Origin of the sequence: Paenibacillus sp. FSL R5-0887, assembly GCF_038002305.1 — a bacterium.
GTDB classification, from domain to species: Bacteria; Bacillota; Bacilli; order Paenibacillales; family Paenibacillaceae; genus Paenibacillus_AQ; species Paenibacillus_AQ odorifer.
Map to the genome: position 1 here is coordinate 669,010 of NZ_JBBOCE010000001.1, position 25,294 is coordinate 694,303.

24 protein-coding genes are annotated in these 25,294 nt (G+C 44.4%); 19 read left to right on the plus strand and 5 right to left on the minus strand.

Annotated elements, in window-relative coordinates:
- The first annotated feature begins 60 nt into the window (after positions 1-60).
- Entirely contained in the window at positions 61-504 is a 444-nt protein-coding gene (locus tag MKY14_RS03010) for a GNAT family N-acetyltransferase (RefSeq protein ID WP_076129114.1), read from the plus strand.
- 86 nt (positions 505-590) lie between these two features.
- The gene (locus MKY14_RS03015) at positions 591-830 is read left to right on the plus strand and encodes a DUF3892 domain-containing protein (RefSeq protein ID WP_036686113.1); all 240 of its coding nucleotides are present in this window, start codon (positions 591-593) and stop codon (positions 828-830) included.
- Between the two features lie 62 nt (positions 831-892).
- On the opposite strand, the gene MKY14_RS03020 is transcribed toward MKY14_RS03015, so the two are convergent.
- The gene (locus tag MKY14_RS03020) at positions 893-1,630 is read right to left on the minus strand and encodes an MBL fold metallo-hydrolase (protein ID WP_340975759.1); all 738 of its coding nucleotides are present in this window, start codon (positions 1,628-1,630) and stop codon (positions 893-895) included.
- A gap of 164 nt (positions 1,631-1,794) precedes the next feature.
- On the opposite strand from MKY14_RS03020, the gene MKY14_RS03025 reads away from it, so the two are divergent.
- Entirely contained in the window at positions 1,795-2,349 is a 555-nt protein-coding gene (locus MKY14_RS03025) for a copper amine oxidase (RefSeq protein WP_036686116.1), read from the plus strand.
- Positions 2,350-2,429: 80 nt separating this feature from the next.
- Positions 2,430-2,741 carry a DUF1292 domain-containing protein gene (locus MKY14_RS03030; protein WP_036686118.1) on the plus strand — a complete coding sequence of 104 codons (312 nt, stop codon included), beginning with the start codon at positions 2,430-2,432 and terminating at the stop codon, positions 2,739-2,741.
- Between the two features lie 130 nt (positions 2,742-2,871).
- Here the strand turns inward: MKY14_RS03030 and MKY14_RS03035 are convergent, their stop codons facing one another.
- A complete protein-coding gene (locus tag MKY14_RS03035) occupies positions 2,872-4,347 on the minus strand; it encodes an aminotransferase class I/II-fold pyridoxal phosphate-dependent enzyme (protein ID WP_036686120.1) in 1,476 nt (491 codons plus the stop codon).
- A 97-nt stretch (positions 4,348-4,444) separates the two neighbouring features.
- Here MKY14_RS03035 and MKY14_RS03040 point away from each other — a divergent pair, with 97 nt between their 5' ends.
- The 4 genes from MKY14_RS03040 to MKY14_RS03055 all read left to right on the plus strand — a co-directional run bounded on the left by MKY14_RS03040 (position 4,445) and on the right by MKY14_RS03055 (position 9,076).
- Positions 4,445-5,734, plus strand: coding sequence for an MFS transporter (locus MKY14_RS03040; RefSeq protein WP_076183344.1), 1,290 nt, complete (start codon positions 4,445-4,447; stop codon positions 5,732-5,734).
- 377 nt (positions 5,735-6,111) lie between these two features.
- A complete protein-coding gene (locus tag MKY14_RS03045; RefSeq protein ID WP_340975760.1) occupies positions 6,112-6,708 on the plus strand; it encodes a hypothetical protein in 597 nt (198 codons plus the stop codon).
- A 259-nt stretch (positions 6,709-6,967) separates the two neighbouring features.
- Positions 6,968-8,383 (plus strand): NADP-dependent phosphogluconate dehydrogenase, encoded by a 1,416-nt coding sequence (gndA, locus tag MKY14_RS03050; protein WP_038570246.1) that lies wholly within the window; start codon positions 6,968-6,970, stop codon positions 8,381-8,383.
- Between the two features lie 144 nt (positions 8,384-8,527).
- Positions 8,528-9,076: a shikimate kinase gene (locus tag MKY14_RS03055; protein WP_254847616.1), complete on the plus strand. Its 549-nt coding sequence runs from the start codon at positions 8,528-8,530 to the stop codon at positions 9,074-9,076.
- 4 nt (positions 9,077-9,080) lie between these two features.
- Here MKY14_RS03055 and MKY14_RS03060 read toward each other — a convergent pair whose 3' ends face one another.
- Positions 9,081-9,386: a rhodanese-like domain-containing protein gene (locus tag MKY14_RS03060; protein ID WP_076279825.1), complete on the minus strand. Its 306-nt coding sequence runs from the start codon at positions 9,384-9,386 to the stop codon at positions 9,081-9,083.
- Between the two features lie 110 nt (positions 9,387-9,496).
- Between MKY14_RS03060 and aroA the strand changes: the two genes are divergently transcribed.
- The 7 genes from aroA to MKY14_RS03095 all read left to right on the plus strand — a co-directional run bounded on the left by aroA (position 9,497) and on the right by MKY14_RS03095 (position 19,418).
- Positions 9,497-10,789: a 3-phosphoshikimate 1-carboxyvinyltransferase gene (gene aroA / locus MKY14_RS03065; RefSeq protein ID WP_076129118.1), complete on the plus strand. Its 1,293-nt coding sequence runs from the start codon at positions 9,497-9,499 to the stop codon at positions 10,787-10,789.
- A 75-nt stretch (positions 10,790-10,864) separates the two neighbouring features.
- A complete protein-coding gene (locus tag MKY14_RS03070; RefSeq protein WP_076104783.1) occupies positions 10,865-11,299 on the plus strand; it encodes a CoA-binding protein in 435 nt (144 codons plus the stop codon).
- Positions 11,300-11,774: 475 nt separating this feature from the next.
- On the plus strand, positions 11,775-12,443 hold the full coding sequence (locus tag MKY14_RS03075; protein WP_076280830.1) for a hypothetical protein: 669 nt from the start codon (positions 11,775-11,777) through the stop codon (positions 12,441-12,443).
- Positions 12,444-13,661: 1,218 nt separating this feature from the next.
- Positions 13,662-15,548: a glucose PTS transporter subunit IIA gene (locus tag MKY14_RS03080; RefSeq protein WP_036686132.1), complete on the plus strand. Its 1,887-nt coding sequence runs from the start codon at positions 13,662-13,664 to the stop codon at positions 15,546-15,548.
- A complete protein-coding gene (ptsP, locus tag MKY14_RS03085; RefSeq protein WP_076279821.1) occupies positions 15,545-17,314 on the plus strand; it encodes a phosphoenolpyruvate--protein phosphotransferase in 1,770 nt (589 codons plus the stop codon). The genes MKY14_RS03080 and ptsP overlap by 4 nt, the downstream gene beginning before the upstream one ends.
- Positions 17,315-17,494: 180 nt before the next feature.
- Entirely contained in the window at positions 17,495-18,025 is a 531-nt protein-coding gene (locus MKY14_RS03090; protein WP_094902125.1) for a sigma-70 family RNA polymerase sigma factor, read from the plus strand.
- Positions 18,018-19,418: a DUF4179 domain-containing protein gene (locus MKY14_RS03095; RefSeq protein ID WP_076189860.1), complete on the plus strand. Its 1,401-nt coding sequence runs from the start codon at positions 18,018-18,020 to the stop codon at positions 19,416-19,418. Before MKY14_RS03090 ends, MKY14_RS03095 begins: the two co-directional genes overlap by 8 nt.
- 92 nt (positions 19,419-19,510) lie before the next feature.
- Here MKY14_RS03095 and MKY14_RS03100 read toward each other — a convergent pair whose 3' ends face one another.
- Positions 19,511-20,035, minus strand: coding sequence for a type 1 glutamine amidotransferase domain-containing protein (locus MKY14_RS03100; RefSeq protein WP_076189861.1), 525 nt, complete (start codon positions 20,033-20,035; stop codon positions 19,511-19,513).
- 209 nt (positions 20,036-20,244) lie between these two features.
- Here MKY14_RS03100 and MKY14_RS03105 point away from each other — a divergent pair, with 209 nt between their 5' ends.
- The 3 genes from MKY14_RS03105 (at position 20,245) to MKY14_RS03115 (ending at position 22,760) form a co-directional block, all read left to right on the plus strand.
- On the plus strand, positions 20,245-20,709 hold the full coding sequence (locus MKY14_RS03105; RefSeq protein ID WP_076189862.1) for a hypothetical protein: 465 nt from the start codon (positions 20,245-20,247) through the stop codon (positions 20,707-20,709).
- 252 nt (positions 20,710-20,961) lie between these two features.
- Positions 20,962-21,972, plus strand: a complete 1,011-nt coding sequence (ccpA, locus tag MKY14_RS03110; RefSeq protein WP_036686140.1) for a catabolite control protein A — start codon at positions 20,962-20,964, stop codon at positions 21,970-21,972.
- 92 nt (positions 21,973-22,064) lie between these two features.
- A complete protein-coding gene (locus tag MKY14_RS03115; RefSeq protein ID WP_076189863.1) occupies positions 22,065-22,760 on the plus strand; it encodes a 5'-methylthioadenosine/adenosylhomocysteine nucleosidase in 696 nt (231 codons plus the stop codon).
- 3 nt (positions 22,761-22,763) lie between these two features.
- Here the strand turns inward: MKY14_RS03115 and MKY14_RS03120 are convergent, their stop codons facing one another.
- The gene (locus MKY14_RS03120; protein WP_076189864.1) at positions 22,764-23,396 is read right to left on the minus strand and encodes a GNAT family N-acetyltransferase; all 633 of its coding nucleotides are present in this window, start codon (positions 23,394-23,396) and stop codon (positions 22,764-22,766) included.
- A 159-nt stretch (positions 23,397-23,555) separates the two neighbouring features.
- Here MKY14_RS03120 and acsA point away from each other — a divergent pair, with 159 nt between their 5' ends.
- The gene (gene acsA, locus MKY14_RS03125; protein WP_076189865.1) at positions 23,556-25,280 is read left to right on the plus strand and encodes an acetate--CoA ligase; all 1,725 of its coding nucleotides are present in this window, start codon (positions 23,556-23,558) and stop codon (positions 25,278-25,280) included.
- Positions 25,281-25,294 lie beyond the last annotated feature (14 nt).

Below are 25,294 nucleotides of genomic sequence, written 5' to 3' on the forward strand. Positions count from 1 at the left end.
ATTATTTTATATAATAGACAACTATCGTTGGCTATATAGAGAGAGGAGTTTGCAACTAACATGGCGGCAGAAATCTTACGGGTAACTACAGAGGAACAGCTTCAGATGGGGCTGGATATCCGCACTAAAGTATTTGTTGAGGAACAAAAGGTACCGGCCGAGGAAGAAATTGACGAATATGATGCCATCAGTCCGAATGCGCACCATATTCTGATTATAGATGAAGGGATACCTGTAGCAACGGGTAGATTGATCTATTACAAAGCAGGTACGGCTAAAATGCAGCGCATCGCCGTATTGAAAGAATATCGGGTCAAAGGATACGGACGTGTCTTGTTACTGGCGATGGAAGAGCTTGCTCGGGAGCTTGGACTGGAAGCTTCAATTCTAGATGCTCAGTGTCAGGCAGAGAATTTCTATAAGAAACTCGGCTATGAAGTTATTTCTACAGAACCATTTTATGATGCAGGTATATTACATGTACGTATGCAAAAAATGCTTTAAAGATTGGCGCACATAATTATTGGACGCTCTACGCAAGCTAGGATGTGCCGAATGATGGCAAATCCAAGTGCAAGGGGCGAACTTAAGTGCCAAATAACGAACGTGAATCTTTCGTAGCTGTTCAAAAAAATGGGGATGGCGATTTAACAAGCTTCCAGACCTCTACAGGACGTGTGCTGGCGTATGACCAAGCCCTGCAAGAAGTACAGGCTGGAAATATTGCCGGAGTGAACGCTTTTAAAGGTAAGGATGGAGAAACTTATATTCGCGGAGATGCGGATGGAGATCCAACTAACAATCTGGATAATTTGCCGACATTTTCATAGTTCAACACGAAAAGCCGTACATACGTCTACAGACGTTTATGTACGGCTTTTTTTTGTAAAGATCAGAGTTTATAGTTCACATGCTGCTCTAAAAATTCCATCTCTCCTGTAAGTCCGACGAAATCTGGTTGTTCATCGCTATAATGCATGAGCTTGATCCGCTCGCGAACATCTTTAGGCAGAGACATCAGCTCTTCCAGCGTGGTGTGAACAACGCCTGTTCCACCTAGTTGGCAGTCATGCAGGATGATCCGGATCCCGCGCTCCCGCACAAGGCTAATCAGTAGACCCGGCTGAAAGGTCATGTCCGCACTATAAAAAATCTCGTTGTTTATTAGAAGGGAATAACTGTTTTTCCCGGGAATATGCGGTGTTTGTATGATCTCTAATGAAAGAGTAGGAGAGAGCTTGTAGGTATTTTCAGGCTGCATGGGCTTAACATCGAAGATATCAGATAAGGAAGATACAGCATCTTCTTGGTATAAACCTCCCTTTAACGTATTGTTCCACAAGGGCTCTATAAGTGTCTCCGGAAGAAGTAAGGTCATTTTTTTACCGTGCACATGCTTTAAGGTTAGCGCAAGCTCTTCCAGCCCTCCAACATGATCTGCATGAATATGTGTAATGAGCGTAGCATTTACGTCACTGAAGGATTTTTCAAGTCTATGCATGGCAAGCGGGGCTGTTATCCCGCAATCAATCAGCAGGGTGTAATTTTCATCTAGCAGCAAGCCATTGTTGTTAAAATATTTTTTCGCAAAAGCATTGCCTGTTCCTAGCATTTGTAGGCTTAGACTCATAAGAAAGAACCCTCCTGAAATCGGTTATAGCTAATGTTTCTACTTCGAATAAGACCATAATATCATTTTTCGCAAGATCAATGAAATATTTACCTGAAATCAGCGCAACTTGCTGAAACAAAGTAAGTATATATTAACAGCATGAATTATCTGGAGGGTCTCAAATGAATAGATGGAAAAAAATCACTTTGTGCGTGTTTGCTTTTTCCTTAATGGGTGGCTCATTATTATTCGCCGATTCCGTTAATCAGAAAATTAGAGTATGGAGCAACGGAAAAGAAATTGTAGACGGCGGTTATCTAATTGATGGAAAAACGTACATTCCTGCTAGAGAAACAGGCGGGGTTGTTACTTGGGACGGTTCTGGGAAAGTTACGATCCTTAAACCTAATGTCCATATTGTACTTTTTAAAGGGGATACGGTTTTTGGCAATGTCAATGTAGGCAAGCTGAAAATAAAGATATTAACTCAGGTAGATAGTCTGACCGAAGAGATTTCAGCTGTGAAAGTGGCCATGACAGATCCGTCTGGAAACGTTAAGGATATTCAGTCACAGGTGCTTGAAGGCTCGCAGAAGGATAATTTCTGGTTTCCAACCTCGGAGTTTACTTATGATTTTAAAGAAGCGGGCAAATACCGGGTAGGCTTCTATATTAAGCCCTCCAAAAATGCCGATTACGTACTTGTGTCGGAGAAGGTAATAACAGCGTTAAATTAGGTGTTCTAAATTGACCTGAACTAATCTAACGTGGTACGATACCAGATGTAGGATAATACAATTCAAAGTGAGGTATTACAATGAGCGATCACAAACATGAGCATGGTGAAGCATGCGGTTGCGGGCATGATCACGACCATGAGCACGAGGAGTTTGTGCTGACCTTGACGAACGAGCAGGGCGAAGATGTGGAAATGGTGCTTGTAGAAACGTTCGACATAGGCGAGAAATTATATGCTCTGTTGTTAGAGCGCGAGAATCCAGAAGCAGACGGCATTATTCTGCGTATGGAAGAAGAAGACGAAGAAATGGTATTGTATAATATCGAAGATGAAGAAGAATGGAAAGCTGTTGAAGAAGCTTACAACAATCTGCTTGCTCAGCAAGAATAGATTCTAGCGACTAAACTTAAGCTGTTCTATGTGAATGGAACAGTTGATGCTTATATACAGAAACCCGATACTCATTATGGTATCGGGTTTTTGTATAAATGATTTAAGTTTTTAAGGAAAAAAATAGATCTTAGGATATAGGATCGGCTTCAACAATCACCTTAACATTAGTGATGCTGCGGTCCTCAGGCCCTTTAACCGGCAGGCCGATTTCGACGTGGTCGATAATGTAGTCGATATTATCCTGAGTAATGACTTCGCCAGGGAGGAGAATCGGTATCCCCGGTGGATATACATAGATAAACTCTGCAATGATGTACCCAGCAGATTCGCGGAACGGAACTAACTGAGTGTCAGCATAAAAAGCATCTCTTGGAATTAAAGCAAGCTGCGGGATTTCTGGAACCTGAACCTTCAGTTCATAGATTTCACCCTTGCTATAATGGATAGCGGATAGCACCCGTAAAGCAGCTAATAATTTATCTACTGATTCTTGAGTATCACCTGGGGTAATAAGGCAAAGAATATTATACATGTCACTCAGTTCAACTTCGATGTTGTATTTCTCACGCAGCCAGTTTTCGGTTTCGTAACCAGTGATCCCTAAATGGCGAACGTGAATGTTAAGTTTGGTTGGATCTAGATCGAAAGTTGCTTCTGTTCCAAGTATTTCTTTACCAAAGCTGTACAAGCCTTCGATAGTGTTAATGGTCTCGCGTGCGTAGTTGGACAATTGGATGGTTCTTTCCGCCATTTCATGTCCGTTCAGCGCGAGATTGCGTCTAGATGTATCGAGAGACGCTAATAAAATATATGAGGTTGATGTTGTAGTCAGCATGCTCATAATGGTCTGCACCCGTTGTGGGTTAATCAGCCCAGTCTTCGCATTTAGATTCAGTACCGAGCTTTGCGTCATGGAACCACCAAGCTTATGCACACTAGTGGCAGCTATGTCCGCACCGGCCTGCATGGCCGACACCGGCAGATCCTCATGAAAATGAATCAGTACTCCATGTGCCTCGTCCACCAGAACGGGTACCCCGTAACGGTGAGCCAGGTCGACAATCGAACGCAGGTCGGCACATACGCCGAAGTACGTTGGATTGATAACTAGAACTCCTTTAGCGTCTGGATGACGCTTTAACGCTCGTTCCAGCGCACTGGTGGTTATGCCGTGATCTATCCCGAGATTCTCATCCTGTACAGGCGAGACGAACACAGGCTTGGCTCCGGAGAAGATAATGGCCGACATTACGGATTTATGAATGTTACGCGGCACAATTATTTTTTCACCCGGTGAGCAGACAGAGAGGATCATCGTCATGATGGCATTGCTCGTGCCCTGTACGCTAAAATACGTATAGTCGGCGCCGAAAGCCTTCGCAGCCAGCTTTTGAGCCTCCTGGATTACGCCAGTTGGCTGATGTAGATCATCAAGCGGTGCGATGTTGATTAGATCTATGGATAGAGCGTTATCGCCGATAAACTCACGGAATTCGGCATCGGTTCCTAGCCCCTTCTTATGCCCGGGAATATGAAATTGAACTGGATTGCCGGCGGCATGCTTTTTTAGAGCTGTGAAGAGGGGAGTACGGTGTTGATTCATTTAATGCTGTCACAACCTTTCGCGAATAGTTAATTTTTAAGGCAAGCATCAGTATAACAAAACAATCTTCAGAATACTAGGATTTGGATGTGATAGAATGTCCACGAAAGCTGAACAACGGATGAATATTAGTTTAGCATCACCATTTATTGTTGAGATGTGGGTAATTATTTTTTTAGTTGAATTTGTTAAAGGTTCGCTGCTTGTTGCTTTATTGCCAGTGTATATGGAGAATATACTGGGGCTGTCGGTGACAGTAGTGGGATTCGCTTTTGCCCTACAGTATTTGGGGGACAACGTCTTCCGCAGCCCTTCAGGCTGGGTTATGGAGCGCATAGGGTTCCGCTGGACGATGACAAGTGCATTGCTGCTGATTCTAGTAGCCATTGGTTTGATCATCTATGCCAAAACGGCCGTTGCGTTATCCATCGCCTGTCTCATTCTTGGGATCGGGACCTCACCGCTTTGGCCATGTGTGATGACCGGGATTACCGAGCTGGCCGGATCAACCAAAAGCGGCAGCAGTGGTGCGGCCATGGGCGCTGTTGAGATGGCTTCTCTCGCAGGAACAGGAATCGGTCCAATTGTTGTGAATTTTTTAATGGATCAGGGTGGACAAAGCTATCACGTAGCTTTTCTAGTCTTGTTAGGTTGTGCTGCCGCTGTAGTTGTAGTAGCCCTTTTCTTACCTAAACGAATCTCTTCTAGCGGGTCTCATGCTGTCGTGAGGGACATGCATGGACTTGGCGGAGCAATGGAGCGTAAAAAGCTTAGTCCGTTAGAAAGTATAAAAAGAACGCTGCATCAGGTGAGAACTACCCTGAAAGTCAGCAGATGGCTGTACCCGGCGTTGTTCCTACAGGCCTTCGCCATTGGCTTGATGACACCTGTAGTTACCTTGTTTGCACGTACAGAGCTGCATGTTAGTCCCAATCAATTCAGTTTGCTCCTCATTGCAGGGGGAGGGATTACAGTTCTTGCACTTATTCCCGCAGGTAAGCTGGTGGACCGTATAGGGACAACGGTGTTTCTGAATATAGGTTTTTTGTTAGCTGCCTTTTCGCTGGCCTTTTTCTCTCAGGTTCGCTGGCTGCCACTTGCCTTTATCGCGGTTGCGCTGGTCGGTATAAGCTACGCGCTTATCCTCCCGGCATGGAATGCCTTTCTGGCTAAGCAAGTTCCTAAGGGGGAACGAGGGACGGTCTGGGGGCTGTTCTTGACACTCCAAGGCTCAGGAATGGTAGCGGGGCCAGTATTGTCAGGTAGATTATGGGATCATGTAGGACATGGTGTCCCATTCCTGGCAAGTGCCATTGTAATGTTGCTGCTCTTCGGGCTGCATCTGCTTATCGTGCATAGAACGAAACAGAAATTTAAGACTAGCTGAGGAAAAAAAGCCGCTGATAACCGGAGAATGATCCGGTAAATCAGCGGCTTTTTAGAAAATTAGAAGGATATACGATATAACGGAAGTAAGTTTCGAAGGTCTTCTGTATGACACTGTGCAGCTGAAGGACTAGAACGTTTATGCTCCAAAAGGACTAAAAGGCATTAAAATTCTCGATCAGCGTTTGGAGAAAGGCTGTTGCGGGTAAAAATAGTCAATAAACCAAGTTACCGCTACATAAACTGAAGTATAAAATAAGATTAAGACGAACGCAAAAAGGAAGTTAACTCAAGAAGAGGTCCGGCAGCCATGATTACTCTGGAATTGAACTAATGAAGGTTGGCTTTACAGATGTGAAGCTGTTAGGGGGGAGTGCCGTGAACAAAAACGAAGAGGTGGAGTATTGTAACCTGGAACTGCGGTTCGACAGACAGCATATCCAGGACCTGATCAAGGATTTGATTCAAGAAGGTTATTCCCTATATTGGAGCGAGAATGAACAGGTCTTTGTGATTTCGGTCCGTACGGGTCGTAAGTTAGTGAAATTGCGGTTTCAAAGGATTAAAGACGGCTATAAGCTTGTGGGTGATTATATGATCCGTGATGCTCGCTTGTCAGAGTGGATGGAGAAATTAATTGGGGATATGCGCGGGCATGCAATCGTTAAACGTTTCCGGGATCGGCAGATTATTATTGAAAATATTTTGTTTGGCGAAGTGATTCGCCTAGTTGAAATTTCTGGTTATCAGCAGCGCGTGTTATATCAGAAGGGACCTATGCTCACAGATGAGGAGCTGACAAGACTCTTTTATTCTATTGAAGGGGAAGAACGGGTTCGCCAGCGGAGAATTGAAGTGGATGAACAGTTGGATCGGTTAAATGATGCCCTAAAGGCTGGAGATACGGTTCGCGCGGACAAATGTCGAGCTGAGCTTGCCTTTTTGACCAAGGAATTGTTTATGTTAGAATGGTAAGCAAGTGCCGCAAATGTTCTTTCAAGGCACCCCGTTCATCGGGGTGTCTTATATTTGTATTGGAACTTGCAGACAGGGGTTCACTTCTGACGTTAAAAACGTTAAAATAGTCATTGTGATCATTTCTTAGACTGAATTTGTCAATGAAATTGATCTCTATTCGCAGGGCAGGCTTTGCTGTCTCTGATAAAGGGTGGTATTCTTATACTGCGAGAAATGGATTTCACAAAAATATAGGGTGCAAAGGGTGGAGGACCAGATGGCAAAACAACAAATCGGCGTTATTGGCTTGGCGGTAATGGGCAAGAATTTGGCTCTAAATATCGAAAGCAAAGGTTTTTCCGTATCCGTATTCAACCGCTCCCCGGAGAAGACACATGATCTTCTTGCTGAAGCGGAAGGTAAAAACCTCGTAGGCACATTTTCCGTTGAGGAATTTGTAGCTTCGCTGGAAACACCGCGCAAAATTCTGATCATGGTTCAAGCTGGTAAAGCTACTGATGCTACCATCGAGCAACTGCTGCCGCATCTTGATCAAGGCGACATCATTATCGATGGAGGGAATGCTTACTTCCCTGATACAGTTCGTCGTAGTAAAGAACTGGAAGAAAAAGGTTTCCGCTTTATCGGTACTGGAGTTTCCGGTGGTGAAGAAGGTGCTCTTAAAGGTCCTTCGATTATGCCAGGTGGTCAAGAAAGTGCGTATAAACTTGTAGAGCCTATCCTAACGGCAATCTCAGCCAAAGTGGACGGAGAGCCTTGCTGTACATATATCGGACCTGACGGTGCAGGACACTATGTTAAAATGGTGCACAACGGTATCGAATATGGTGATATGCAATTGATCTGTGAAGCTTATCAGTTGTTGAAAGATGTTCTAGGTCTGGATGCAAAAGAACTTCACAATATTTTCAAAGAGTGGAACAGCGGCGAGCTCGACAGCTACCTGATCGAGATCACTACTGATATCTTTGCTCAATATGACGAAGAAACCGGCAAACCTATGGTTGACGTTATCCTTGATTCCGCTGGCCAAAAGGGTACTGGTAAATGGACAAGCCAAAGCTCACTAGATCTTGGTGTACCTCTGTCCATGATTACCGAATCCGTATTCTCCCGCTTCCTGTCTGCTATGAAGGATGAGCGCGTAGAAGCAAGCAAAGTGCTTAACGGACCAGAAGCAACAACATTTGAAGGTGACAAAGCCGAATTCATAGAGAACGTGCGTAAAGCATTGTTCGCGAGCAAAATCGTATCCTACGCGCAAGGTTTCGCTCAACTTCGCGTAGCTTCCGACGAATATGGTTGGGATCTGAAATATGGCGAGCTGGCTAAAATCTGGCGCGGCGGCTGCATTATCCGTTCCCGTTTCCTACAAAATATCACAGATGCTTATGAGAACAATGCAGAGCTTAAGAATCTGCTTCTTGATCCTTTCTTCAAGAATGTTATGGACAATTACCAATCTGCATGGCGTAAAGTCATTGCTTCTGCGGTAACTTTGGGTGTTCCAGTCCCTGGATTCTCCAGCGCATTGGCTTACTATGACAGCTACCGTACAGAACGTTTGCCTGCTAACTTGCTTCAGGCTCAACGTGATTACTTTGGCGCTCACACCTTCAAACGTGTGGACAAAGAAGGCGTCTTCCACCACAACTGGATGGCAGCGGAATAATCTAATTGACGGTATGACAAGCGGCCCGGACGGCTTCACCAGAAATGGGGAGCCTTTCGGGTCTTTTTTTACTGGAAGAAGCGGATTGTCTAATGTTTTGACCCTGTGTTATGATATGACAAATATCGCGGTTGGAGGATAGTCATGGCTGGGGATACAGAAGAACTAAAAACGATGAGTCAGGAAGATAAGAACAAAAACATTATTTTAGTAGGGATGATGGCGACTGGTAAGTCAACTGTTGGTGCTATTTTGGCCGAGGAGCTGGGCTATGAGCTGGTTGATTTGGATCATGTCATTATTGAGACTGAAGGCAGAAGCATTGCAGAAATCTTCGCAGAAGATGGTGAGGAATACTTTCGAGGCGTAGAAACTGCGGTTCTAAAGCAAATGCTAGAGTCTGAGAATAAATTAATATCCACTGGTGGAGGCGCGGTATTGGCGCCGGGGAATACAGCCTTAATGCTGAGTAAAGGGCATGTAGTTGCGCTAACGGCAACTGAGGAAGAGATTATTGCACGTGTTAGCGGGGATGAGAATCGTCCGCTGCTCGCCGGCAATGCAGAAGAACGGGTCAGACGAATCATGGAAGATCGCCAGGATGCATACCTATTCGCGCATTACACGGTCGATACAACGGGACTGACTGCGGCAGAAGTGTCGCAACATATTTTAATGCATTACCGCGGTTGAGCTTTTAAGAGAGTGTCTCATTCCATTCAATCATACCGCCGCTAAGGTTCGCAGCGTTATAACCAAATTGCTGTAGATATTCGCAGACACGTTGGCTGCGGGCACCGGAACGGCAAATGAAGATCACTTTGGCGTCACTTGGAATATCCTCAGTACGGTGCGGAATTTCTCCCATAGGGATATGTTGTGCTCCGGGAATCATCCCAAAGGCCACCTCATCGTCTTCGCGAACATCGATGAGTACAAGGTCTTCACCTGTCTCTATACACTGCCGTAATTCTTGCGGTGTGATTTGTGGTACATTATGCATGGGTTTGACCTCTTTTCATCAGAAGAATGGTTTAATGATAACACAAGAACAGAATACCCTGTCAAACGAGCATTACATACCCACTACATCTACTAAGGAGAGTTTATATTATGGACGTTATTGTTAGGCCAACGCCATCTCTGCAAGGAGAATTTGGAGCCCTCTCTTCCAAAAACTATACGACACGTTATCTGCTGGTTGCGGCATTGTCTGAAGGAGTAAGTACGATTTATCATCCTGCACATAGTGAGGATAGCGACGCGATCCGCCGCTGCATAGCAGATTTGGGTGCTGTGCTTACAGAAGATGAGGAAAAGATTGTGATTCAAGGCTTCGGACGTCACCCAAAAGACGTTAAAGAACTTAATGTAGGAAATGCCGGAGCAGTGCTGCGTTTTCTTATGGCTGTGGCCGCGTTAAGTCCTGAGGTTACTTTTGTAAATACGTATCCAGACTCATTGGGCAAACGTCCGCATGACGACTTGATTGTGTCGTTGGAACAGCTAGGTGTTCAGGTGGAGCATAATGAAGGGAAACTGCCGATCACGATCCGTGGGGGTAAACCGGTTGGAGGCAGAATTACTGTCTCTGGTGCAGTAAGCTCCCAGTTCTTAAGTGCTCTACTGTTTCTGACACCATTGCTTGAAGAAGATAGTGAAATTATTGTCCTCGATGATTTGAAATCGAAGGTTGTCGTGGGCCAAACCTTGGAAGTGTTGGAGCAGGCAGGTATTGTGGTGCACGCCGCGGATGATTACATGTCCTTTAAAGTTCCAGGTCGTCAAGCTTATGCAGCTAAATCATATACTGTTCAAGGTGACTACCCAGGCTCTGCGGCAATCCTTGCGGCGGCTGCCGTTACAAAGTCGGATGTGAAAATTCACCGTCTTGCAGAACAAAGTAAACAAGGTGAAAGAGCCATTGTTGATGTACTGCGGATGATGGAAGTTCCTCTTACACATGAAGAGGGTACAGTACATGTCCAAGGGAACGGTATCCTAAAAGCTGTTGAATTCGATGGAGATGCTGCAACAGATGCGGTACTGGCCATGGTGGCTGCTGCAGTATTTGCAGAAGGTACCTCCCGATTCTACAATGTTGAGAATTTGCGCTATAAGGAATGTGATCGCATTACCGATTACTTGGCAGAGTTAACCCGTGCCGGAGCCAAGGTAGAAGAACGACGCGATGAGATTATTGTTCACGGCATGCCCGAAGGTGTCGAAGGCGGAGTCACCATTAATGCGCATTATGATCACCGCGTAATTATGGCACTATCCGTAGTAGGCTTGCGTGCGCGTCAACCTCTTTTGATTAAGGATGCACATCATGTGGCAAAATCTTATCCGCAATATTTTGATCACTTGCGTGCGCTTGGTGCGAATGTGGAGTGGGTACAATAGGAATAAGGGAGCTAGCATATCTAGCTACAGTAAAACAAGGATCATTAAGTGTAACTATGGAAAGGGGCACTACTTATGAGCTTTGAGAATCCAAGTCGGGAGCAGATCGGAGATATTCTTGCTTCCGCAGGTAACATTGCTGTTGTCGGCTTATCAGACAAAACAGATCGTACCTCTTATATGGTCGCGGGCGCCATGCAAAGCCGGGGATATCGGATCATTCCCGTTAACCCAACGGTGGACGGAGAAATCCTGGGAGAAAAGTGTTATCACACTTTAGCAGAAATTCCAGAGCCAGTGGACATCGTCAATGTATTTCGTCGAAGCGAACACTGCGCAAAGGTCGCGCAGGAGGCAGCTGACATTGGCGCACGTGTGCTGTGGCTCCAGCAGGGTATAGTTAGCGCGGAAGCCGCTGAAATCGCCGCTGAGCACGGTATGATCGCCATTATGGACCGCTGCATCAAGGTCGAAGAAGCGATCACAATGCATGGGCGTAGCCGGCAGTAGGTTCGGTTATATAACTGTTAAACTAAACACTGAGTTAAATGTGTAGTGATTATAGTTAGCGTTGACCAACGGACGTCACAAAGAACTGACGAAGAACGAGCAAACTGGCGAAGAATGAACTAGCTGGTGAAGAATGAGCAAACTGGTGAAGAATGAGCAAACTGGCGAGAACGAACTAACTGGTGAAGAACGAACTAGCTGGTGAAGAACGAACTAACTGGTGAAGAATGAGCAAACTGGCGAGAACGAGCAAAAGTGGAATAAACTAACTAGGTTTAAATTTATGATGCTGTGGCTAATGCAAACTTAGATGATGAAGTTTAGCCAAAATAAGTGGTATTGTGTAACGCAAGGTGCGATTTCTAATGTAAAACGCCTGTTGAGCTAGTTATAATAAGATTAGACGAAGAACGTCCTTTAAACCGCTTTTTGCGGTGAAGGGCGTTTTTTTATTTTGTAGGGGAGGCTATAGGTTATGGAGTTTGAAGAAGCGCATGGTTTGTTTATCGACCAGCATATGAAATCAAGAACAGGTGAAAGAAGAGGGAGGCTGGTTAGAGGACATAATTTTGCGGAAAAGCTATTTTTGCAGAATGTATGGTGGCCTATGTTTGAGTCCCTAGGCGATTTGCATCCAGAATACGAAGTATATGACTGGAATCGTAAATCACAATTTCTGGACTTTGCTTATCTTCCACAGACGGGCAGCAGCTTTGGGATCGAGTGTGATGGATATCAAAGCCATGTGAAAGATATGGACCGCGAGAAATTCAACTATTCAGTAAATCGGGACACTTTTTTGACTGGGATGGGCTGGAGGATGATTCATTTTTCTTTTGATGATATCCAGCAACGTCCCGAGGTCTGCCGGATGCTGTTGCAACTGGTGCTGGCGCCTTACTTGGCGCGTAAATCTGCTAGCGTAACTATTTTATCTGAGGAAAAAGAGGTTCTGCGTTTCGCTTGGCGTCTCGGTAGACCGGTTCGTCCAAAGGATGTGGCCATGCATTTCTGCATTAATTTCCGTACGGCGCGTCGATTGCTGCAATCATTAAGTGAGAAGGGGTTGTTAAAGCCGTTTAATCAGGGAGAAAGAATTCGGTATTATGAGGTGAAGGCTCTCAGACCAGATCAAATGTGGTAAGAAGATCTTTAGGAGGTTGGGAAAGGGAATAATTGCACTTTATACAACTAAAACGCTAAAATAGCCATCTAAATGCGAAATAGTTGTACTATGTACACTTAAAACACCTCAAAGATTAGATGAAGTGGAAAATCACTAAAAATAGTTGTATAAAGTGCAGTTAAAAAGGTGCTCAGAGTAACGTCGATATGAATAGTTGCACAAAGTACACTTAAACTCAGGTGGAATTCCTAACTGTGAGTTTAGGGTGTTGGAGCTAGTTAGTGGGGGAGAAAAGTTCGATGTTATGAAGCGAATGCTCTGAGATCAGACCAGACCAGACCAGACCAGACCAAATCAAATCAGATTAAATCATACCAAATCATACCAAATCATACCAAATCATACCTGATCTGATCGGACCAGGTATGCTAGTGAATCTATACGATAGCTGCGCAAGGGAATAATTGCACTTTATACAACTAAATCGCCGAAATAGCTACCTAAATGCGAAATAGTTGCACTTTGTACACTTAAAACGCCTCAAAGATTAGGTTAAGTGGGAAATCACTAAAAATAGTTGTATGAAGTGCAGTTAAAAAAGTGCTCAGAGTAACGTCGATATGAATAGTTGCACAAAGTACACTTAAACTCAGGTGGAATTCCAAACTGTGAGTTTAGGGTGTTGAAGCTAGTTAATGGGGGAGAAAAGTTCGATGTTATGAAGCGAATGCTCTGAGATCAGATCAGTTCAGACCAGACCAGACCAAATCAAATCAAATCAAATCATACCAAATCATACCTGATCTGATCGGACCAGGTATGCTAGGGACATCTATAGGACAGCTGCGCAAGGGAATAATTGCACTTTATACAACTAAAACGCTAAAATAGCTACCTAAATGCGAAATAGTTGTACTTTGTACACTTAAAACGCCTCAAAGATTAGATGAAGTGGAAAATCACTAAAAATAGTTGTATGAAGTGCAGTTAAAAAGGTGCTCAGAGTAACGCCGATATAAATAGTTGCACAAAGTACACTTAAACTCGATTCTGACTCTGTAGTATTCATCAGCCTCACGTAAATACCAGCCGTTCTATGGATACTAATGAATAAATGTTTAGTGGAATGTGAGAACATTTGTTTTAAAAATGTAACGTGATGATCTCATGAGTTTCTTTTGACAAAAATCCCCGCAGCGCTTACCATTCAATATAGAAAGAAAGGAGAGGGTAGCCTTGAATTGGCTCGGATCATTGCAGCAATTGGGCAGAGCCATAATGCTTCCTACCATGGTACTGCCGGCAGCAGCCATTTTGCTGAGTTTGGGCAGCTTACCATGGTCTGCATGGGGACTTTCTTCGGTGTCTGAAGTGGCTACTTACGCGGGGCAGGCAATATTTTATTATATGCCTTATTTGTTCGCTGTAGGTGTAGCCTGGGGGTTATCCAATCAAGCCGGAACAGCGGGTCTTGCAGCGCTGGCTGGGATGTTCACTTACGACCGAATTGTCACCCAAATGGGAGACGGGCTTGTACAACCTGCAACACTAATCGGAATTTTGCTGGGGATCGTTGCCGGTGTCGCGCAAAACCGGTTTAAAAATATTAAGCTTCCAGAGGCGATCCAGTTTTTTGGAGGGTCGCGTTTTGTTTTGCTGTTCATGGGCTTGTTTTCTGCCGGGTTCGCATGGGTAATGTTAGGAATATCTCCGCTGCTGCAGATAGGGCTGGATAATCTTTTTCAGGGAATATTGCAGACGGGCGGGTTTGGTGTTTTTATCTATGGGGTCCTATATAGGGTTCTGACCGCTTTTGGACTACATCATATTCTTAATAATGTGTTTTGGTTTCAATTTGGGAATTTTACGACTCCTGATGGCAGTGCTGTGGTTCAGGGGGATTTGCCGCGTTTTTTTGCAGGTGATCCTACGGCGGGGATTTTTATGGCGGGGTTGTTTCCGATTATGATGTTTGCGCTGCCTGCCATTGCTTTTGCAATTATTCAGGAAGCGCGCGAGGATTTGAAGCCCAAGATTAAAAAGACTTTTGTACGGGCGGCGTTGGTTTGTTTTCTGACCGGGGTTTCGGAGCAGATCGAATTTGCATTTTTATTTGCTTCTCCGTATTTATTCGCGGTACATACTGTAATGTCCGGTCTCGCTATGGTGCTGACCTACATGCTGGGAATCCATCACGGGTTCTCCTATTCGGCTGGAGCCATCGATTTCTTCTTGAACATGCATTTGTCACAGAGGGCTTGGCTGCTGATTCCGATTGGTATCGGCTACGGGATTGTATACTATAATTTATTTCGCTGGGCGATTCGCCGTTTTCAAATCCCGACACCGGGGCGTGAAGAAGGTTCAGAGCTTGGGGATTGGGCCGGCAATATCCCTTATCAGGCACCGCTGATCTTAGAGGCGCTTGGAGGCAAGGAGAATATTGTACAAGTGCAGTCCTGTATCACCCGTCTGCGGCTTACCGTTCATAATGACCGATATATAGATACTGGAGCGCTTAAAGGTTTAGGTTCTGCTGGGATTATCAAGCTAGGCGGCGGAAATGTCCAGGTAGTATTTGGCACGTATTCAGAACTGATCCGCGAGGAGATTAATAAGCTTATGCTTCGTGATTTACCGCAGGTGCTGTTCAGTTCGCCAATGCAGGGTAGAATGATGCCCATTGAGGAAGTGCCTGATCACATTTTTGCAGCTAAGCTAGTGGGGGATGGGGTTGCATTTTTGCCGGAAAAAGGGGAACTTACTTCACCCGTATTCGGGAAAGTTATGCACGTCTATCCTACAATGCATGCCGTGGGTATTTCGACGCCGGAAGGGTTGGAAGTACTCATGCATATAGGGATCGACACTTCACAGCTCAAGGGACCCTTTGAGGCGGTTGTAAAAGAAGGCGACAGCGTGGAGCCGGGTCAATTGCTTGTTAAATTCGACCTCGCTTATTTGCGTGAACATGCGGCCTCATTGGCTACACCGATGGTGATCACGAATCCTGATCGAGTCAAATCATGGAGCTATGCTCCATTTAAAAATGTTAAAAAGGGGCAATCATCAGTAATGTCCGTAGTCTTACACGAAAGTAACGTTGGAGGGATTGAAGGATGATACAAGGCATAGGCGCAGCAGCAGGTGTAGCTATCGGGAAGGCCTTTGTCTTGCCGAACTGGGAATGGAGCTTACCGGATACACAAGTGAACCCAGTGGATCTAGCTAAGGAGTTTGAGCGTTTATACGAAGGTATCCGTACCTCTAAGGACGAGATTGAATTCATCAAAAAAGAGTTCAGAGAAGTGGTGGGTCCGGAGGAATCGAGTATTTTTGATGCTCATCTGGCGATCTTAGATGATCCTGTGTTCATGAGTGAAATCCGCGGGATCATTGAGCGCCAGTACAAGGCGGCAGAAGTAGCTGTGAAAGAAGCGATTGATCATTTTGTAGCGATGTTTGATCTGCTAGACGATGAGTACATGAAGGAGCGGGCGGTGGATATCAAGGATGTCGGAAACCGTCTTTTAAAACATCTTTTAGGCGCTCCAGAGGTTACGTTACCATCGGATACACAGCCATATATTCTTGTTGCGAAGGAGTTGTCTCCTTCCCAGCTAGCTCACTTGAATCCAACTTATGTTCTAGGTATTGTCACCATGATGGGCGGTAAAACCTCACATTCCTCCATTATGGCTCGTGCGCTAGGTATTCCTCTTGTAGCAGGCTTGGAGAATAATCTGTCTAATCCTATTCAGACCGGGGACATGCTTGTGATCGACGGCGATACCGGATCTGTACAAATCCATCCAGATGAACTTACGATAAATGAATACGTAGCGATTCGGGATAAACAGCATAAAAAGAAAGAGCAACTGGAACTGCTCGCCACCGTGGAGGCTGTTACCAAGGATGGTGTGAACCTGCGACTTGCCGGCAATATCAGTTCAGTTAAAGAACTCAACATAGCGCTTAAGTATGGAGCTGAAGGCGTAGGTCTGTTCCGCACGGAGTTTCTTTATATGGATCGCAGATCTTTTCCAACTGAGGATGAACAATTTGAAGTGTATAAACAGGTTGTCGAGAAGGTGGGCAATAACACTGTAGTGATTCGTACGCTGGATATTGGCGGGGACAAGCAGTTGGATTATATCCAGCTGCCTGAAGAGCAGAATCCTTTCCTTGGTTATCGGGCGATTCGCATTAGCTTGGACCGATTAGATATGTTCAAAACCCAGCTAAGTGCCATTTTGCGGGCAAGTGCATACGGGAATGTAAAGTTAATGTTTCCAATGATTTCTTCCGTAGAGGAAGTGCAGGCGGCAAAAGTTGTTTTAGAAGAAGTGAAAGCTGAGCTGGAGCAACGAGATATCCCTTTTAACCGGAATCTTCCTGTGGGTATTATGATTGAAGTTCCGGCGGCGGTTATGATTGCTGATTTACTGGCTGAGGAAGTTGACTTTTTCAGTATCGGTACTAATGATTTGGTTCAATATGTGTTAGCGGTAGACCGTATGAATGAACAAATTGCTCATATGTATCATCCGTACCATCCAGCGGTTCTGCGAATGATCCGTATGACGGTAGAAGCGGCACGTAATGCCAAGATTGATATCAGTGTATGTGGTGAAATGGCGGCGGATGAGCGTTCTTTGCCTCTTTGGCTGGAGCTGGGAATTAGAGATCTCAGCATGTCGCCGCAGGCGCTGCTGAAGGTTAAACACCGCACACTGAACACATTGGCCAAGGATGCCAAAAGAATCGCCAAAGCGTGTTTCCACCATCGTACAAGCTCAGAGACGGAAGAAATGTTAACTGCGTTTGCCCAAAAAAGTGGTCTTACACTTGGATCAAGCGGGGAACTACAGGAGAAAGCCTCATCCTAAAATTACTGTAACTTTTATTCAATTCATATCAAGGTTCGGCATTCTTGCCGAGCCTTTTTCTTTATTTAAGCCATACTTTTTAAAAAAACAAAACCGTTTGCCCTGCGGCGCAGTCAATACATAGAGAGAGTTACACAGAACCGATTTAAGAATAAAGGCAAGGGGGGAGGCGGGCCGAAAATGGATCACATTATAAATGACGAAATGGAAATGGCTGCTACGGACGAAGAGCTGTTTTATGAGCAAGTGGCTGGACAGAAAAGAAAACTTTATAGCATTGCTTACAGCTATTTGCGAAATGAAGCGGATTCGCTGGAAGTTTTGCAGGAGGCCACCTGCCGTGCATGGATTAAACGAAAAAGCTTAAAAGATGCGGAGCGTTTCGCTCCATGGTTAACACGTATTTTGATTAATTGCTGTAATGATGAGCTGAAGCGCCGAAAGAGGAATACAGTCGCAGAAGCTGCTCGAAGTGATGAGGGGATCATGGAGATGAAAAGTGACCGCAGACTGGACATGGAACAAGCGCTGGATGGAGTGAAACCCAAATATCGCCAAGTGCTGGTGCTCAAATATTACAAGGATATGACCCTTGCCGAGATTGCAGAGGTGCTGGATAAACCCGAGGGCACAGTGAAGACATGGCTGAATAAAGGATTAAAACAACTGCGTGACAAAATGAAGCGGAAGGGGGAGCTATTTTATGGCTGAGTCTGAAGAGAAGCTGCTTAAAGATTATTTTCAGAAAATCGATGCGGAGGCAGAAGAAATTCTGGATGTAAAACTGGACACCGCGATCCGCAAGGGGATGCAGCAAGGGAACCGTTCACGTTTGTCTTTTAGAAAAAAGTACGCTGTTGTTGTATTGGTAGTCTTGGCATTCGCCTTACTTATAATTGTGCCTTGGGCAAATCAGATGATAAATCCCGTACGTGCGCAATTACCTCCAAAAAGCTGGGGTCAGCTTGAAGTGTTTAGACCCGTTATTGCTAATAATCTGACGATTAAATCAGCACTTGATGCGGGGATGATGAAGGAGGTAAATATCTCTTCTCCTGAGGTGGACGGGATAACATGGACTGTTAATGGAATCATTGCAGACCGAAGAGGCATTGCTGTGCTTTATACAATCCAGAACAATACGGATCAGAAGATGCGGCTTTTTGGCTTGTCTTTGAAAAAGACTCCAGAGGATAAATACCACCTTAGTGGATACAGCGGGTTTAGCACTTCTAATGCACAAGAGGTTGGGTCCCCTGGGACGACTCGTATGTATGAGCAAATCGTCTGGGATAAATATCAGGATGAGATACCAGAGGAGTTGAATATCACACTATCGCTTTTTCCAGATGCTCTTGGTCAAGTTTTTAATAACAAGGATATAAAAGAAATGGATGTCAAAATTCCACTGGAAGCTGATAACAATTATTTTGAAGGAGAACTCGTTGATCTGAAGGATAGTCTGTCTATCGGCGGACAGAAAATTATAATGGACCAGGTTTATATTGGGCCTACGGGTATTTATATGCGACAAACCTTTGGCAGAGAGAATACGATGAGGATTTTCAGTTTGCTTTCACCTAAGCTTGTCCTCGGAAAAGGGGATCATCAAGAGGAACTAATGTGGGCAAGTGGTTCGAATATTTACCACAATGACAATATGAGACCTGATGATCCAATCAAACTTGAAGTTGAGGGAATCTCTGCTCTAGATCAGTCAGAGGTCGAGCTAGTGATTAACACGGAAACACAGCAGATTTTAAAGGCACCGGATAACTATCTCACGATTTCTAAACGGACCGCGGATGAGGAGAAGGGGATTATATTATTGGATTTATTGATTCCCAAAAAAGTTGAGGAGTTGCATGAAGCAACCGGTTTTGGGATAGACGATAATTTTGTGGATAGCGCTGGAAGCGGACATTGGCTTGTACATGATTCTGAGGGTTATTCTAGATATAGAGAATACCGTGAGGACGCTAAGGGAACTACAATAACTTATTATCTTAACGTAGGCAACAAAAAGCTGCCTCAACCTTTGACTTTTAGGTTTACAAATTATCCAAATATGATCATGGAGACGGATTCCATGCGGATTAGATAACCATCTGGATTTTAAAACCTCAAATCAAAAGCCCTGTTCCTCAAATTGTGAGAAACAGGGCTTGTTTGATTTTAAACTATATACCTACTGTTTTATTCCCCAGCGAGTGCATCGCAAAAGGCTTTCCCGTATGGCGGAAGATCTGGCGGGCGGCGAGCAGAAATGATATGTCCATCTGTAACCACAGCTTCATCCTTCCAGATGGCTCCGGCATTCTCCATGTCATCACGGATGCCTGGCGTGGAGGTGACGGTTACACCTTCCAGAATTTTAGCGGAAATTAATACCCAGCCTGCATGGCAGATCTGCCCAATCGGTTTTTTAGCCGCATTAAAATCCTGTACGAGCTTTAGAACGGCACTGTATCTACGGATTTTATCAGGAGCCCAGCCGCCTGGAACCAAAATCCCATCATAATCTGCGGCATTAAGCTCGTCCCAGGAGTATTCTGCTTTAGCAGGTACGCCATATTTACCGATGTACGTCTTATCTTTTTCCAGACCTGCCAAGTGAACCTCGGCACCTTCTTCTCTCACCCGATACACGGGATACCAGAGCTCCAAATCTTCAAATTCATCGTCTACGAGTGCTATGACCTTTTTACCGGCTAGTCTCATTTAGTTAAGCTCCTTTCGATTCCCATGATTCTTTCATTATTCTATCAAATTTAAAATATGAAGTCATCTTTAGGGATGTAAATTATAGACAAATTGCCAATTTAATCATTATATGCAATAAAGGAGGGTTTTAATCGAGTAGAGTCGAATATAGAAGTTGAAAAAGTCAAACTTTGTGCTTTATTAATTTTGTGCAAGAGGTGTAGAAGATGTATAAAGATAATTTGATGGAGAAGTTGTGCAGTTGTGGTGGCCTCATGAACTTACATATGCATTCTTTGATTTTTAATACGAAGATGAAGATTACTTATGTTCCTGTCTACACCTGCCCAGAATGCGCTAGTTATGAACCTTTGCAGTTTATTAAAGCAGATCTAGGCAAATTAGTAAAAGAACTCAGTGGAGAGGATCCGGGAAAAGATTTTTTGTTTACGGAGAGAAATGAATTGGCCAGTGTATTAAAAGAATCCTTGTCAGAAACTATAATAGGGGGAATATCAGAACTAGAGACGATAATCCGAGAGAGGATTCAGAGCCGAGTCGATATGCTTCTCGATATCTATCGTTTAGCTGAGAAGCTGTCAGACCAGCATTGGATGGAAGAAACTAGTCGAAGATTGTCTCAATTAACCTTCCAAATGGCTGAAAATGAAGATTATAAAAAAATTGTGTGAAAATAATGAAAATTTTTCACGGAATGTTGGATTTTTCACTCACTTTTTGTTACGATAGATAGAAGTTACATTATTGATGCTCTTGGACAGGTTAACCAGCACTGGTCACAATTTTAATCCAGGGTGACGTTTTCAGCCTTGAAAGAAATTTTGAAAGGAAAATGAAGCGTTATCATTGCACAAATGTACAAAGTGTCGTATCATATTTTTAATTAGTCGAACGATAAAATTTATCGCAATGGAGAGAGTAATTTGACGGTAACCATTTACGATGTAGCTCGAGAAGCAGGCGTATCTATGGCTACGGTATCACGGGTTGTGAATAATAACCCTAACGTGAAACCGCAGACCCGGAAGAAAGTTTTTGAAGCGATTGAACGTTTGGGATATCGTCCCAATGCCGTGGCAAGAGGTCTTGCCAGTAAGAAAACGACAACCGTTGGGGTTGTCATCCCTGATATTTCAAACTCGATTTTTGCAGAAATTGCACGCGGGATTGAAGATATCGCGAACATGTATCATTACAATATCATATTGTGTAACGCGGATAAGCGTAAAGAGAAAGAAATTCGTGTCATTAATACCCTTTTGGAGAAACAGGTCGATGGTCTGCTCTTCATGGGGGGTACAGTAACTGACGAACATATTCAAGCTTTCCAGACTTCTGCAGTTCCGATTGTTCTATGTGCTACACGGGATGAGAAGGGAACTTATCCTTCCGTTGACATCGATCATGAAACCGCTGCTTTTGATGCTGTGAACACATTGATTCGTCACGGTCATCGTGAGATCGCTATGATCAGTGGCACACTGCAGGATCCTGCAAATGGATATGCACGTTTCCATGGTTACAAGAAAGCATTGGAACAGGCAGGAATCGAGTACCAAGAGGATTTGGTACGCATCGGTAACTACCGCTATGAATCTGGTGTAGAAGCAATGAAGTATTTCCTTGGACTCAAGAAGAAACCAACCGCTATTTTTGCGGCAACGGATGAAATGGCTATTGGTGCCATTCACAGTATTCAAGATGAAGGTCTGAAGGTACCGGATGATTTCTCCATCATTAGTGTGGATAATATTCGTATGGCTTCGATGGTTCGTCCTTTGCTGACAACCGTAGCTCAGCCTATGTACGATTTGGGCGCAGTTGCGATGAGACTTTTGACCAAGCTTATGAAGAAAGAAACCGTTGAGAATCCGCGGGTTATCCTGCCTCATGAAACGATTCTCCGCTTGTCGGTTAATCATCTAAATAAGTAATTTAAGAACTGAACAGTTATTCCGTAAAAAGCTCCTTATGGAGCTTTTTATGTTTTTATTTGCTAAATAAATCTTCAAAGGAGGTATTTACTGTGAGTGAAGTCATCGGATTAATCGGAGCGATGGATGAAGAAATCAAGCTGCTTCTAGAGGGTATGGAGGACAAGCGGACAAAAGTTAAAGCAGGTATACAATATTACATAGGAAACATATTAGGAAAATCCGTAGTGCTCTGTAAATCTGGCGTGGGTAAAGTAAATGCAGCAGTTACGACTCAGATTCTAATTGATAATTTTGGCGTATCCCGTGTGCTGTTTACGGGGGTTGCTGGAGCAGTACATCCTGAATTGAATATTGGAGATATTGTTATATCATCTACATGTGTACAACATGACATGGATGCTACGAGGCTTGGGTTCGCAAGAGGCGAAATTCCTTATCAGGAGACTTCCGTCTTCCAGGCAGACCCTGCGCTAGTGCAGCTTGCTGAGAAGGCATGCAATGAGCTAGGTCAAAAGTACTTGATAGGCAAGGTGTTATCTGGTGATCAATTCATTTCTAATGCGGAGATTGTAGCTGAATTAAGAGAGCAAATGGAGGGGGCTTGTGTGGAAATGGAAGGGGCGGCGGTTGCCCAAGTCTGTCATATGAACGCCACGCCCTTTGTCATCATTCGCTCCATGTCAGATAAGTCTGATGGATCAGCTGAGGTGAATTTCAGGGAATTTACAGTACAATCTTCACAACGCTCGCATTCCATATTAGAATTTATGCTGCAGCATATTTAATGCTCAATACATGAAGCGTTGTCTAAAACGTACTCTGTCAAAGGTCTCCTGGGAGGACATGGGCACCTCTTGTCCAATGCGAACCATTAGGCAGTTAGCGGGATGTGAACAAATTTCTGGATCATCCGTAGCATACCAAACCATATTTACGGTTTTCATCAGCCGTTCCATCATCTGGCGATAGGCCCATACGTCCAGCCCACTGCCTTTTAAATCCCAGTGCCAGTAATACTCTGTTGTAAAAACAATACAATTCTCCAATTGCTCCCGCTCAAAAGCAGTAGAAACCAGCAGCCGGCCTAGTCCGGCCCCTCTATAATCATTACTCACCTCTATCGCTCCAAGCTCAATAAGATCCTCCATACCACCCTGTGACCATAACTCCATTTCATCTGGATAATGGAAGGTCACATAGCCTACTATAACGTCATTCTCTACTGCGGTAATTACACGGCCCTCTGGCAAGCTGGCGATCTCTACGAGCGCCTCTTGTTGCTCTAATGGCCTGCGGAAAGCATCAAGGTCCTGATGCATATGCAGGACTTCAAGGTCCTCGGGAGATCGGGGTCCGCTCACAGTTATCGTTCTACCCATATAGGAGAGAGTATGGGAAATAGGGATTTTGCGATGCTCCATGACAGTGCTCCTTTCAGATCAAAAAAATGGTATGTAAACGTTTGCTATGGTATACTAATTCAGACATAAAAAATTCACATTCATTGCATTGACATCATTATTTAAAACATGAGTCTTACCCTTAAAGCTTAAATCAAACGAGTGAGGGAGGCAAGAGTGATGGGTCAAGTCCATAGCGAAATTTTGCCGGGTCGTGTGCAGAGCTCCAATATGTCTGATTATGCGGAGGCAGTAGCCAATTTTGAGTGGGAGGATGTTGAACGTAATTTCTCATGGTATGAAACCGGCAAGGTTAATATGGCCTATGAAGCCGTTGATCGCCATGTGGATGAAGGGCGGGGAGCGGCAACGGCCCTACTCTACAGTGACACTGTACGGGAAGAATCCTATACATTTGCCGATCTGCAGGAGCGGTCGAACCGGTTCGGAAATGTATTGCGTAAATATGGCATCGGTAAAGGAGATAGGGTATTTATTTTTATGCCTCGCCAACCGGAACTGTATTTCAGTCTGCTAGGTATTCTCAAAATCGGAGCCATAGCAGGACCCTTATTTGAAGCCTTTATGGAAACAGCAGTTAAGGATCGTTTGGAGGATAGTGGGGCTGTTGCGCTAGTAACTACGCCAGAATTGCTGCATCGGGTCACGCGAGAAGAGCTTCCTGAGCTGCGTCATATTTTTCTAGTAGGTGGAGCAACTGATATTGAGCAAGGAAACTTAGGATTCGCAGAAGAGATGGCTAACGTTTCTGCTGATCTTAATTTAGAATGGCTTGATTTGGACGATGGCCTTATTATGCATTATACTTCTGGTTCTACAGGTAAGCCAAAAGGCGTTTATCATGTGCATAGAGCAATGATTCAACATTATTATACAGGTAGAGTAGTGCTAGATCTACGTCAAGACGATATATACTGGTGTACGGCAGATCCTGGCTGGGTGACCGGAACTTCATACGGCATATTTGCCCCTTGGTTAAACGGGGTGACCAATGTAGTCAGAGGCGGCCGCTTTAGTCCTCAGGATTGGTATAAGACAATCGAACGGAATAAGGTATCTGTATGGTACAGCGCACCTACAGCTTTTCGTATGTTGATGGGTGCAGGGGAGCACTCTTTACAGGGGATTGATTTAAGCAGTTTGCGCCATGTTCTATCGGTTGGTGAACCGTTAAATCCGGAAGTAGTACGTTGGGGAGATAAATTTTACAATCAGCGTATTCATGATACTTGGTGGATGACTGAAACAGGGGCACAATTGATTTGTAATTATCCGTCAATGGATATCAAACCAGGCTCGATGGGCCGTCCGTTACCGGGGATTGAAGCAGCGATTCTGGATGACCAGGGAAATGTTCTCCCGCCTTTTTCTATGGGGAATCTTGCTATAAAAACTCCATGGCCATCCATGATGAAAACGATATGGAACAATCAGACGAAGTATGAGGAATATTTCCGGATTCCTGGCTGGTACATTTCTGGCGATTCAGCTTATATGGATGACGAAGGATACTTCTGGTTTCAGGGACGAATTGATGATGTCATCAACTCTTCTGGTGAGCGTATTGGTCCATTTGAAGTGGAGAGCAAATTAGTGGAGCATCCGGCAGTGGCAGAAGCGGGTGTAATCGGCAAACCGGATCTTGTGCGGGGGGAGATTATTAAGGCTTTTATCTCGCTTAGAGAAGGTTATACTCCAACTGCTGCCTTGAAAGAGGAGATCGCCGCTTTTGTCAAAGCGGGTCTGTCTGCACATGCTGCCCCGCGGGAAATCGAGTTTAAGGATAAACTTCCGAAGACACGATCAGGTAAAATCATGCGGCGTGTACTGAAGGCATGGGAGCTGCATCTACCGACAGGAGATCTATCCACGATTGAGGATTAGAATGAATTGTAAAA